We start from the raw sequence: 12,790 nt of genomic DNA on the forward strand, positions 1-12,790 counted from the left end.
TGCGGGCGCAGGCGCGGGCGATCACGCCGCGCATCGCAGACAGGGTGGCGTCGGTGTAGAAGTCTTCCGCCCGGCCCATGCGGGTGATGGTGCGCACCGGCACCATTGAATAGCCCAGCGACCCGGCATTGTGCCCGACCACATGCGCGCCGATCTCGCCCCACGCCCGGCCCTCGATGACCTCGCCATCCGGGAAGATCACGCCGTGATAGCCGATGTCGCGCCAGCCCTTGGCGAGGTGCCAGCGCCGGATCTCGGCGAACATGGCGGCGTTGGTTTTGCCCTGCCACCAGCTGGTCGGCGTGGCGGTGGTGTGCAGGGCGAAGAGCGTCACCAGATGCCCCGCCCTGCCCTGAAACAGCCGGTTGCCGTGGCCGGGCCGCAGCGGCAGGCTGGCGGGCTGCGTGGTGGCCTCGATGACGGCCCCAGAGCGCGGCAGGCCCTCAACAGATATCAACTCGCCAAGGGTCCGGTCCAGCTCCGGCGTCCATGCGCGGCTCAGCGGCCCCTCGGTCAGATAGCCCAGGTCGATCAGCGCCCGCCCGATCTGCAGCACCGGGTCACCCCACCGCCCCTGACGCCCCGCGCGCAGCGCCTGCAGCCCGGCGCGGGTCTTCGGCCCCCAGAGCCCGTCTGCCGGGCCGACCGTGAAGCCAAGCGCCGACGCAGCCGCCTGCAGCAGGCGGATTTCCTGTCTCATGGTGGTCTCCAGATATGAGAAAGCCCCGCGCGAGGCGGGGCTTGAAGGAACATCGTGAAATTTAAGTCCGGATTTGCCAGAATCGTTGGCTGTCGCTATATTTTAAGGCGAGCGCGGCAAGTTGATGTTCAACGTCTGCGGTATACCCCACCTCCAGACTGCCGCGCTCACCCTGACACAGAATGAACACTATGCTGCGGGCTCTGATTGAGGTAGCGCCCTCAGTTGTGAGCGCAGCCTGCTGTTTTCTCGAGTCGGGCCGCATGCTTTGCCCGCTGCGCTCACGCGGCCCATGTCCCTACTTTGCATTCCTACCGCCTCCGCCGCCTGCCCCGGCGCGCAGCAGGCCCATGACGAAGCGGGACAGCGCGGGGGCCTCCACCCCCAGCGCCAGCAGGCCCAGCATGGGATAGACCCACTCGGGCACTTCCTTGGCGAGGATATCGAGGCCGATATCGGCCACGAAAAGGGCGATGATCGCCAAGAGGCTCAGCACCTGCGCCCAGCGGACGCGCTTTTCTGTTTTGCTCATGCCGGGCAGCACGCCTTGCGGATACCGCGCTGGATCAGGCGCACGGTCGACCATACGGCGAGGAACTGGAGCCCGCCGCTGGCGGTGGTGAGGGCCGCCAGCGTGACAATCGCGAACGGCAGAAGCCCGGCATAGGCGTCGAGATAGTGCCGCGACATGGCGGTGAGGATGGCGGGGATCATCTGATCACCCCTCCAGCAATGCGGCGCCCCACAGGAGCCAACCACGCGCCTGCAGGGCGTCCACGATCACTGCCGCCAGAAAGTCATCCCCCAGAGCGGACGGGTGGAAATCCTCCTCGCTCTTTGTCAGAGACCGGGGCCAAATGCCGTTGGCCACATCCGCCTCATCCTCTGGCGAGCCGTCACTCAGCGCAAATGCTAGTTCAAGGGTCGGCACCCAGTTTGGACCACACACCTCCCTCAGCTCGTCTCGCCGCCGATCCCACTCCGCCCGCGCGGCGGAGCCATAGATCTGGTTTTTGGCGGGTGCGGACTCAAGCACGAGCCACCGATCAGTCTGGATCGTGCCCAGAATCCTCTTCAGCGCGGCGGGCATCAAAAACGATGCCCCCATCTCTCCGATGATCAGAGTCGAATTGCGCCATTTACGGTTTGCCGCCGCGTAGCGAATAGCCTGCTCCTCCAGCGTGGTTCCCCCGACTGCATCGGACGAGAGAGCCAGATATCCGGATATGTCCTCGTCCGCGAGCAGCTTGTTGATGTTATGCTGCGGGCGATAGAGCGTCATAAAAGAGTCGCCTAGGATATGCACGGGCGGGCCAATGCCGTCGCGCCCGATAGCCTCAATCTCCGCCGCGCTCACATCGCGATTGTAGATCGTGAGCGTATGCAGTGTGCCACCAGACAGAGGCCCAGCGGGGCCTACCGCAGCGGTATAGCTGCACCCGAGACAGATTACCGCGATGTCAGGGATCGTGGTGACGACGCGCGCGCCAGCCGGGCCAGCATCGCGGAAATCACCATTGTCGGGCTGGTATTTGACCTGCTCACCATTGTGTAACCACAGCATCTGACGGTGGCGGCCAGTCGCTGGATATGTCGCGGTTTCGCCGTCTATGGATACAAGCGACAGATTGATGGTCTGGCCAGAGGTGTCGTAGTAGTTGCCGATGATGCGGATTGGCGTATTGGTGCCGACCGGCGGCTGAGCGCGCAGATTCCCCGTATTTCCCGTGCTTTCGCGGACCTGCCAAAAAGAGCCCGACTTACCCTCATCGGTCATGTCCATCGTGGTATCAAATACGATGACCTGATAGCCGTCTGCCGAGTCAATCGGCGTAGCTGGCGTCAGCAGATAGCTGCCGTCGCCATTGTCGGTCAGGTCAGATAGTGATTTCACCGCCCCGTCCCAATAAAACCGAGCATTGTCAAAATCGACGTGCACCTGCGCATTACGTGGCAGCCACCACGGGTCAATCACCGTGCCCGCACCCAGATCCCACCATTGCGCCCCGTCGCACCATGCCCGGATCGGAGGCTGGCCGACCAGTAGCACCTCCCGATCATACTGCCCGGCCTCGGTTGGATCTGGTAGCTGCCAGACGCGCTCCAAACGTCGCCCACGGCCCGCCACGCGCGGGCGAAGGTCGATGACATCTGCCGTTTGGACGGCGAGCGGGTTGCCACCAGTGGTCCTGACCCAAGCGCCCGCCTGATCGTCGACGGGCGCAACAAATCGCTCAGTATCGACCTGATGCTCCTCTGGCTGGATCAGCGCAGACCACTCATAGAGGCCCTGTCGCCCAAACTCTTGCAGATATACCGGCGACCACAGCGGCCCGGTGGCGCGCAGGGCGGCGACAGAGGGCGCTTTGACCGGCACGCCCTGCACCCGCTTGTAGCGCGCGCCATCCGCGCCAACTAGAACGTCAGGCGGTGCCGAGGCGGACATGGTGTCGGTCGGGTCATAGGCCCATTGCCCGCCGAGGCCGTCATGCGCCGCATAGCCGCCCTTCAGGGTGATCACGGTCACGTCGCTGGGCCGCGAATAGGTCGCAACATCGGCCATGGTGTCGAGCGTCTCGGTGGCCACCAGAGACGCCGCATTGGCAGCGTCAATTGCGGCTTGAGCCTCGGCCACCATCCCCGACAGGTCACCGATATCCGCCAGTGCCAGATCGGTGATCTCGGCCACGCGCAGCGTCTCCACTGCGGTGGCGCCATCTTCGCCATAGGTCTGGATATAGGGGCAGGCGTAGACCGCGCCGGGGGGCGGCGCGATCACGCCCTCCACGTCGAGTGCGGACAGGCGCGCCGAGAGCTGGATCAGCCCGGAGGACGTGAGCGCATCCGATCGGGTCTCCAGCGTCTGGAGGCTGATCTGCGCTTTGCCTGCGTCGAGCCACGCCACGCGCAGCCCGACCGCGTGGTTGTTCGGGTCTGCCGGGTTCAGCGTCCGCCGGAATCGGGCGGTGATCTCCCACACGTCGCGCCCGAGGGCGATGGGATTCCGGACGGCGATGGCCCCCGCCCCGGTCAGCGCGTAGCACAGGCCGGAGCCGGAGACGCTGGCAACGCCGGTGCCCGACAGCGCCGCCTTATCGGCGCCCGCGCCGGTGAGCGTGGTCGAGAAGGCCTCGGGGTTGTCGCCGGGCCGGTCGGGAGCGTGGATCGTCCGCGCGTCGGTGGCAGCGAGGTCATCAGCCTCTGCCTTTCCCTCCAGCGCCGCCTCCAGCCCGGTGACGCCCGAAATTGCGTGCGCGTGAGACAGCGCCGCCTTGCCGTCAAGCGCCGCCTGCAGGCCGGTCGTTTTGGCCACAGAGAATGCCCCGTCCGGAACCACAGGGGCACTGGAGAAGGTCTTGACCCCGGCCACGGTCTGCGCCCCGGTCAGAGCGACCACCGCATCGGCATTGGCCTTCGGAGTAATCGCCGTGACCACGTATTCAGTGGTCGCGATCCGCGCGGTGTTGTTGCCAGCCGCTGGGGTGGGCGCGGTCGGTGTGCCGGCCAGCGCTGGGGAATCCAGCGGCGCCCTAAGCGCAATCGCGGCCAGCGCTGTGGACATATCCGCCTGCGAGGCCGCGCCGATGTTGGTGCGAGCGGTTCCGGGGGCGGGCACGTCTGAGAGGTTGGCCGAGGCAGACAGCTTCCCCCCGAGACCGGTCGCCTGCACCCAGGTCCAGTCACCCGCTCCAGTCCCGAATGCGGTATACTGTCCAGCATTGGGCACGGTGAGGCCGGTCTGCGGGTCGGTATGGCTGCCGGTGTCATTGTCTGACACCTCTGCCCGCTGACCGATCCCACTGGGCGCGAGCGAGGTCAGCCCGACCCAGCTCTGGCGCAGCAGGCTTGCATAGGCAACTGCATCCTCCAGCCCGATATATTCCTCGCGCATCTCCGTCAGGAGAGTGGTCATCTCCGCCGGGGACGGCTGCTTGTTGGGGTCAATCGGACTACCCTGAATGACCTCTTGCGGCGTCTTGCTCAGAGCCATGTGCTACCTCGTGCGGTGATTTGTGTCAGGAGATGGTGGTGGTGATGGGGCCAGACGCGGTGCCCGGGATCCCGGAGCCGTTGATCGGCGTCAGCCAGTAATAGACGGTCCCGGGGGCCAGCCCTGTTTCGGTCAGCGTGCCGTTGGCATTGGCCGGGGTGATGACAGTGCCGACAAGGCTGGCGTCGGCATAGGTGGTGGTCAGGCCGCGCCGGATCTCGACGGCGCGCATGTTCCCATCATTGGCCGCTGTCCACGCAAGATCGGCCTCGCCCGTGCCGCCGGTGGCCGAGGCGCTGACGAGTGCCGCAGGCGGCGTGGCGTTGGCCGTGACGGTGATCGTCTCGACGTCCGACCATTCGGTGCCCTTGCTGCCGCTGGACGTCACCGTTTTCCACTGCACGTCGTAGGTCGTGCCGTCCGCGACCAGCGCGGAATAGGCCTGCAGCTCGTCCATATCGACGGTGAAATACTCGTGGGCGAAGGTGCCCGTCGGGGCATACCGGAACCGGAAAAACAGATCGTCACGCGCCGGAGCATCAAACACCGCCCGCATGCGCACCGCCTGCCCTGTGTCGGTCTGGATGGCCTGCGAGGTCAGCACCACGCCGGTGGCGTCCGGCAGCCCCTCGTCAATCTCCAGCTCGGGCGTGGGCGCCGGGGGCGCGCCCTCTTCGCCAGCATTCAGCGTCCAGCGGTCGGGAGCCAGCGGCACCACGGCAAAAGCGCAGGCCATACCGTCAGGCTGCCGCCGGACCGGCGACGCGATTTCGCAGACCCCGGTAAACTGGCTGTCATAGGTCAGGTTGATGGCCCGCTCGCGCTGTGCGAGGATGCCCTTGACGGTGGTGCCGAGCGCGGCTTTCTGCGACGCCTGCTGCCGCCCGCCGCAGGCCTTGGCCAGACGCACCGCCTGATTATGGTTCTGGCAGGCCAGCACGTCGACAAAGAGAAAATTCGGCTCGCGCGCAGGATCATAGAACTGCGGGTTCTTCCAAGGTGCGCAGGGCTGCTTGGTGTAGCTGTGATCCGGGCTGATGTAGTTCACCACGACGCCATCCATGGGCTGATCACCGTCGTCCATGATCTGCGTCGCAGCGGTGAAAATGTCGCGGGAGGCAGTGAAGCTCAGCGTCGGGGCCACATATTTTCCGATGACGGGATAGGCGCGGCCCTGATCGTCATAGGCGACAAAGGCGTCCATCGCCTTCAGGATCTCTTGCTCAGCCGCCTGCCGCGTCTGGGTGTCAGGGATCGCCACCCCGGCGCGGTAGCGGGGCACCGGATCGCCGTTGCGGTCAGTAAGCAGGTCGTCGCAATCGTCGGCAGCCGCCGCCACCATGTCCCAGTTGATGAGTGTGTGATCCTGCGCGCGCCCCCATCGGTTGAGGCGCCACCATGCCCATAGGATTGCCGGATTGCCGTCGCCCGGCAGCCATGTGGCCGGGTCGGAGACGTCGACACCCTCGACGCGAGGATCCGGGACGCGGCTGAAATTCGCGACCAGCTGCACCGCAGGCTCTCCGATGCCGATGGGGCCGCGGAATCGCCGCATGCGGGCCAGCGCGGGCTGTCTGATCGAGGCGCAGCGCACGATCGAATAGCATACCCCGGCAAGGAAGAAATCCTCGGGCAGCGCCGGGAAAGCGTCGGTGAAGCGCGCGGGCAGATCGCCGTAGGGCTGATCGGCGGTCGGGGTGACCGTGTAGACGTCATAGGCGATGCGCTTTTCGCCGTTGTTGTCCCAGATCTCGGCGTCGTTGTTCCAACAAAATTCGTCAGTGATAACAGACCCTTTGCGCAAGGCATCCGACCACGGCTCGGTGAAGCTGAAGACCGCCTCATCGGCCCCGACTACCACATCATCCGTCAGTTCCCAGCGGCCCGGAGATAGGTCACTGCCAAAGCCGACCGATACCGTCTCGAACAGCAGGCCCCGCGCCACGCTTGCGCCGCTGGCCATGTCCGACGCCCGGGAGAGCGAGAACAAGGGCGTGCCTGATCCAGTGGTGCCGCCCGTGGCCTCCGCGTCATAGGTGCCATTTTCGCGCGCGTCGGTCTGGGCCGTCAGCAGCACCCTGTCCTCATCCACCAGCTCGTCACTCGCGACGAGGCCGCTCAGATCAACGGGGGCGGTAAAAACGCGGTTCACCGCGTCGCCGATGCGCTGGTCATACTGCTGCAGCTGGACCGGGATGCCATCGAGGTAATACTGCGGCTCGCCGACCAGCTCAGCGTCGCCGTGGATCACCACATACCAAAAGTTCCCGCCGGAATCGTATTCGGCAAAGGCGCCCGCCGCGCCGCCGATCTTGACCCTGCCGCCCAGCTGATAGCGCTCCGCCTGCGCGATGCGCGTGTTGACCTGCGCCTGTTCGATGCGCGGCGGCTCGGGCTGATCCGGGCGCAGCAGATACGCGATGCCGACGTTAAGGAGCAGAGTTCCGAGGATATTTTGCCCCAGAAATGCGCCCAAGGCATAGCCGACGGCGGTCAGGCCACCGATGGCGCTTGCCGTAGCCGCTGCGACACCCGCCGCACCGGAGCTCGTGAACCCCGCGATGAAGGCGCTTACCGGGTCAGCCGCCGCCAGCGTGGGCGTGATGATGGCCGAGGTGGTCAGCAGGATGAACCGCATCACGCGCATGGCCACGCCTCCAGCACCGGCGCCGGCCAATCGACCAGCCCACGCCCCTCCAGTCTGAGCATCGTCTGTCGTCCCCCTAGAAATATGCCCGTGATCTCGTGGCCGAACATGTCGACCACCACCGCCGCGCCCGGCACCGGCTCGCCCGGCACGAACCCGGCCCGCGCCATGCCGTGCCGCATCAGCCCCAGCGCGCCGCCGTGGCGCAGGCAGATCGCCTCGGCGCCCTCGGGCGTGCAGTAGCTGCCCCGCCACGGGGCCGCCGGATCGATGCCCGTGCGGTCCAGCAGGTAATCGCAGACGCTGATGATGCAGTCGGCGGGGCCCCATGCGAACGGCTCCGACCGCCAGCGCGCCCGGGCCCGTTCGACAGCCGGGTGATTATCCAACACGGAACGTCCTCTGGCTGTTCTTGGCCACGAACACGCAGCCCGAGTCGCTTTCCAGCCCCAGCAGCCGCGCGCGGTCGCGCTGGCTGGTGTCGGTATAGGTGCCTCCAGGATAGCGGGACCGTCCCGCCTCGCCAGAACGGCACGTCACTGACGCGGCATAGGTCATGATGATTTCGCCACCGTCTCCGGGCCGGGCCATCTCGCGAAAGTCGGCGCCGCGCATCGTCAGCCGGGCATTGAAGCGGATCGGCTGCTGCGGCAGAAGGCCCTCGCCTTCGGGGATGATCACGTCATAGATGACCAGCTGGCGGCCTTTGACCTTGGTCTGATCCGCCTTGAGCGCGTCGAAGGTGTCGCGGTCCATTTTGGGGATGCCGAACACATAATCCGGGGCTACTCCATCTCTGTCGTCGCGGATCTCCGGCGCGCTCATCGCGTTCAGGCCAAAGCCGTCGCGCGTGCCGAGCCATTCGTTTGCCGCCAGCACACGCCCACCCATGTCAAGCGGATCGCCCACGCCCGTCGTGGTGGTCAGCAGCCCCACGCCATCCCAGAGCCGGGTCGGGGCGCCGTCGAAGTCGAAGAAGAAGCACCGGCGGACCGTGGCCTGAATGTCCCATGCGTCGTCGGCGCCGCCGAGGTGCGCCAGCAGTTCGCTTTCGAAGCTCATACCAACGCCTCCACGAAAACGGCATCGCCGAACGTCATGTGGCGCCCACTGACGAAGGTGGTCATCACCGACGCCGCGTTGGCGCAGACAGCCAGCATCCTGGGCCGGAATTTCAGCGCGTGATCCGTGGTCAGCGGGCGGCGCAGTGGCGGGCTGACAGTGATCGTCGCCACATCGTCGGCGTCATAGGAGATATCCATGACCGCATGCGCGAAGTCATAGGCGCCGACCGTGAAGCCCACCACATGGCCGATCTTCAGCACCTGTCCATAATCGCCAAGATCGGCGGAGACACTGGTCGCGCCCCGGGCAGCGGCGGCGGTCACCGGCGCTGTCGGGTTCCATTCCCAATAGGCGCCGGTGGCCCACGGCTCGCCGTTATCCCAAGGCAGGCCGCCGCTTTCGGGACCGGACAGGGCCGCCGCCGATACCAGCTGCACGCTGTCATGCACCGGCACGCGCATCACCGCGCCGTTCATAATCCTGCTGATGGTCCAGCTGGCGTCGATGTTGGCCTCCTCCGTCACAAAGGCGGCGAAGCCCATGCGAAGCTCTGCCCGCCCGCCGGGCTCAGGGTTGCCCACGCGGACCCCGCCAAGGGTCAGCCCGGAATCTCCGGACTGCCCGCCCGCGCGAAACACCTGATTGAGAGGCACGCAGTTGGTGCGCCAGTCATAGATCGTTGGGGCATATGGCATCAGACGAGACCACCCTTGATGTTTATCTGCTGCTGCCAGCCGGGCAGGTTCTGGCGCACCTCGGTCAGAGTCTCCTCTCGCGTCTGTGCCATCGCGTTCGGCAACACACTCCTCAGCGCCGCGGCGATCTCCTCGCCCACACCTTGCTGCGCGCCGCGCGCGTCGATGTTGAAGGTCTGGCCGCCCTGCGGCTGCAGCATCCGCGCCGTGTCGACGCGCGAGGTGACCACCGCGCCGGTGCCGGTCGACCTGACCAGCTCCGGGCCGTATTCCCCGACGATGCCGTATTGTCCCATGCCGATGGTGCCGCCGCTGTCGAACAGGCCCGCGAATGTGCTCATGACCAGCCCGCCAAGCGAAGTGACGGCGGTGCCGCCCTGCGCGAGGATCTGCTTGTTGGCGATGGCTAGGGCCATCTGCTTGAGGACGTCCAGCAGTGCATCCTTGAGCGTGCCGGTGCCGTCGATCAGCCGGTCGATGGCCGAGGCACCCGCGTCTTGGAAGGACTTCCAGATGTCGGTGCCGTCGCTGATCGACGCCGTGGCCTTGTCGAAGGCTTCCTGCGCGAGGTCATAGGCCCCAGCGGCCTCGGTGGCGCTGATATGGCCCTTGTCCAGCGCGGCGTTGATCGTCTCCTGCGCCTGCGCGAAGTCCTGAGAGGCGGCCACGGCAGGATCTAGCGACGCAACGAGCGCGTCATAGGCCTCCTTGGTGCGGTCGATCTCGGCAGCACCTCCGCCACCTCCGCCGTCGATGCGGCCACGCCGGGAACCACCGCCAGATGCACGGCCTTGGCTGCTAGCGATAGGCGTCCGGCGACGCGGCGGCAGGTTGTCGAGATTGCCGAACCCCAGATTGCTGAACCCGGTGCCAGTGATCGTGTCCTCGATGCTACCGAGGCCGCCAAACCCGAGCCCGACGTTCGGCGTCTCGATGCCCGCGCTTTGGTTCAGCGCGGCGTTGTAGCGCAGCGCCTCATCCGCAGCGACGCCCATCTGTTCGGCGAGGAGCGCAGCCTCTCCGGTCAGGCCTGCGAGGCTTGTCTGGTAGATGATGCCACGAAAGCGGTCCGATTCATTTGCGGCGCCGCGCACGCCCGTCGCGATGCCTTTGGCGCTGTCTCCGGCATTCTCAAGCGATATGCCAAGCCGCTCTGCCTCGGCTCTGATTGCCGCGAGCGTGGCCTCCTGATCTGCGACCGATTGCTCAAGCCGGAGTTCGGTGGGGCGACGGTTGCGCCCGGACAGCGTGCTTTCCGCCCGGAACAGCGCCAGCGCGGCCTCTGCTGCGGACAGGTTTGCCGCGGCTTCCTCCAGCCGGGCCTTGGCGATGGCGCGGGCATACTCCACGCCGTCCTCTGTCGCGAGGTTCAGGTTCCCGATTGCAGTGCGCAGGCTGTCCGCCGCCGCCGTGTGGATGTCTGCCGCGTGTGCTGCCTCGCCCTGTGCGCGGCTGTGGGTCTGGAAGGCCCGATAGGCGAAGGCAGCCGCCGTCCCGAGGGCCACCAGCGGGATTGCGTTCACGGCGAAGGCCAGCGCGCCAGCGGCGGCTGTCGCAACCCCTGCGCTGGTCGCCAAGGCATAGAGCGCGGAAACGGCACTGGGCAGGCTGCGGAGGGCAATCAGCCCCAGCGATGCGCCGAGGATGTCGGAATATTCGGTCAACTCAGACAGCCCGCGCACCAACCCTGTCGCGCCCTGAACTGCACCACGCAAAGCCGCAGTTAATCCAGCGTCACCCAGCGCGAGGATAAGCCCCTCAAGCGCCGACATTGCCGATTTCAGATCGCCCCCAAGGTTATCGCGGATCGTTTCCGCCATCTCTTTGGTGGACCCGGCGGCCTTCTCGTTCGCAGCCGCGTAGGCTCCCAGCTTTTCCCGACCGTCGATCAGATAGCTAGCCGCAACGAGATACTCCCTTCCAAATAGTTCCGCCATCTGCGCTGTAGTCAGATTTGCGCCAGCCAGAGTTTCCAAGACCGGCACCAAACCGCGCGCTGAAATGTCGATATCCGTCAGTGCGACGCCAGCGTCTTTCAGTGCTGCTTGAGCTGCCGATGTGGGCGCCAAAAGGCTTGCCAGCATTGACCGCATGGCGGTTCCGGCCTCAGCTCCCTTTAGGCCACTATCACCTAGAACCCCGAGCGCGGCGCTGGCAAACTCAACCTGAACGCCGGCGGTCTTAGCGATCCCGCCGAATTTGATCATAGCAGACGCGGCCTGCTCAACAGATGTGTTGGACGACGCAGCCTGATTGGCGAGAGTATCCATAACTCGGGCCATGTCAGTGGACTGCAGACCTAGCGCCGAAACAGCGTCCGTCGCAAGATCCGACGCCAGCGCCAACCCAATGCCCGCTGCTGTGGCGAAATCCAGAACTTGCGGGATTGCCGCGATAGATTGCTGCGCACTCAACCCTGCGAGTGCCAAATATCCCAAGGCATCCGCCGCCTGTGTGGCTGAATATTCAGTGGCGGCGCCGAGTTCCTTGGCGATATCGCGCATGGATTCAAGGTCGGAAGAAGTGGCGCGCGATACTGCGGCAAGCTGCGACATGCTGCTGTCGAACTGCGCTATCCCACGAACGGCAGCAGATGCCCCGGCAAAGCCAACGTAACCGGCAGCCAGAGCGCCCAGTGCAGCCCCTGCTTTCGCGGCAAGGCTGCTCAGGTCGAAGAATTTTCGACCGGTCTTACCGACCTGTTCGCCTGCGCCCTTCGCAGACCGCGCCACATCGTCGCCAGCCTTCACGAAGCGCCCGAATTCATCACGGGTCTTGCCAGCCGCCGTGCCGGTCTGGCCAATGGCCGAGCCTGCACCATTCGCCGCGCCAGTGACGGCGCCAAGCTCGGTCCCGACCGCCCTCGCGCGGTCCACCGTCGCCCCCAGCGCCTGCCCGGCCTTGTCAGCCTTCCCGCCGAGCGTGCCCATCTCGGTGCCGACCGTCCGGACCTTGGGCGCGGTGGCGCTGGCCGCGTCACCCGTCTCCCGCATTTTCTTGCCGACGCGATCCGTCGCCTGCTCGGTCTCGCCCGCCTTGCGCTTCACATCGTCGAGCGCGTCCTCGGCACGCTTGGCGCCCGTCTCCACGCCGGTCGGGTCAATGGCAAGGCGAAGTCCGGCCATGGTGAATCCTTGTCAGTGCGGCTTCGGCCCCGTAGCGTCGCCGCTGCGAGGTGAAGGAGATTGAAGATGAGGGCAGTTTTTCTCGGTGTGTTTCTCGGCGTTTTCTCCGCTTTCGGGGCGGGCGCCGGTCAAAACGCGAACGATAGAGCGATGATAAAGGCACCCTCAGAATGGTCATCTGAGGAAAGAGGCAGCTTCACGGGGACAAGCGGTTTCTTGTCCCTTTGTGGCCTGTATTATCGAAATGGCTATTCTCCTGGGGTGGAGATTGTGCCGTTTTCCGCCGCCGATACGAAGATAGTTGCAGATGAACTCAGAAATCGTGGGTTGTCTGATCTCGACATGAGCATTCTTGAAGAGCGGCGAGGGAGCACATTCGCTATCGGGCAGTCGTTCGCGGGATTGGTTTGCGAACTACGCAGACCCGTGAGGCTGAACAAATCATTTTCCGTCGGCGGCGGGCACAGATGGCAGGCCGTCTTGCCCCAACAGTTTGTTTATTTTCACGGCGATGGAACGTCTAGCGGAATGCTCGTCACAGGGTGGAATTAGGCGGCCCCCGAAGGA

General features: G+C 65.5%; 10 protein-coding genes. 1 reads left to right on the forward strand and 9 read right to left on the reverse strand.

The window, feature by feature from the left end; all coding sequences use genetic code 11:
• The 9 genes from VK682_RS14970 to VK682_RS15010 form a co-directional block, all read right to left on the reverse strand.
• Window positions 1–700, reverse strand: a 700-nt coding sequence (locus tag VK682_RS14970) for an N-acetylmuramoyl-L-alanine amidase (protein WP_324782131.1), incomplete at its 3' end; no start/stop codon positions are given.
• 298 nt (window positions 701–998) lie between these two features.
• Window positions 999–1,232, reverse strand: a complete 234-nt coding sequence (locus tag VK682_RS14975) for a hypothetical protein (RefSeq protein ID WP_324782132.1) — start codon at window positions 1,230–1,232, stop codon at window positions 999–1,001.
• The gene (locus tag VK682_RS14980) at window positions 1,229–1,414 is read right to left on the reverse strand and encodes a hypothetical protein (protein WP_324782133.1); all 186 of its coding nucleotides are present in this window, start codon (window positions 1,412–1,414) and stop codon (window positions 1,229–1,231) included. Before VK682_RS14980 ends, VK682_RS14975 begins: the two co-directional genes overlap by 4 nt.
• A gap of 4 nt (window positions 1,415–1,418) precedes the next feature.
• Window positions 1,419–4,691, reverse strand: coding sequence for a hypothetical protein (locus VK682_RS14985; protein WP_324782134.1), 3,273 nt, complete (start codon window positions 4,689–4,691; stop codon window positions 1,419–1,421).
• Window positions 4,692–4,716: 25 nt separating this feature from the next.
• Window positions 4,717–7,338: a phage tail protein gene (locus VK682_RS14990; RefSeq protein WP_324782135.1), complete on the reverse strand. Its 2,622-nt coding sequence runs from the start codon at window positions 7,336–7,338 to the stop codon at window positions 4,717–4,719.
• Window positions 7,329–7,727 carry a DUF6950 family protein gene (locus tag VK682_RS14995; RefSeq protein WP_324782136.1) on the reverse strand — a complete coding sequence of 133 codons (399 nt, stop codon included), beginning with the start codon at window positions 7,725–7,727 and terminating at the stop codon, window positions 7,329–7,331. Before VK682_RS14995 ends, VK682_RS14990 begins: the two co-directional genes overlap by 10 nt.
• Window positions 7,720–8,400 carry a hypothetical protein gene (locus tag VK682_RS15000; protein ID WP_324782137.1) on the reverse strand — a complete coding sequence of 227 codons (681 nt, stop codon included), beginning with the start codon at window positions 8,398–8,400 and terminating at the stop codon, window positions 7,720–7,722. Before VK682_RS15000 ends, VK682_RS14995 begins: the two co-directional genes overlap by 8 nt.
• Window positions 8,397–9,098, reverse strand: a complete 702-nt coding sequence (locus VK682_RS15005) for a hypothetical protein (RefSeq protein WP_324782138.1) — start codon at window positions 9,096–9,098, stop codon at window positions 8,397–8,399. The genes VK682_RS15000 and VK682_RS15005 overlap by 4 nt, the downstream gene beginning before the upstream one ends.
• Window positions 9,098–12,223: a phage tail tape measure protein gene (locus VK682_RS15010; RefSeq protein WP_324782139.1), complete on the reverse strand. Its 3,126-nt coding sequence runs from the start codon at window positions 12,221–12,223 to the stop codon at window positions 9,098–9,100. Before VK682_RS15010 ends, VK682_RS15005 begins: the two co-directional genes overlap by 1 nt.
• 66 nt (window positions 12,224–12,289) lie before the next feature.
• Here VK682_RS15010 and VK682_RS15015 point away from each other — a divergent pair, with 66 nt between their 5' ends.
• Window positions 12,290–12,775 (forward strand): hypothetical protein, encoded by a 486-nt coding sequence (locus VK682_RS15015; RefSeq protein WP_324782140.1) that lies wholly within the window; start codon window positions 12,290–12,292, stop codon window positions 12,773–12,775.
• The last annotated feature ends 15 nt before the right edge of the window (window positions 12,776–12,790 follow it).

The sequence above is a fragment of the Salipiger marinus genome (genome assembly GCF_035481585.1).
GTDB classification, from domain to species: Bacteria; Pseudomonadota; Alphaproteobacteria; order Rhodobacterales; family Rhodobacteraceae; genus Salipiger; species Salipiger marinus.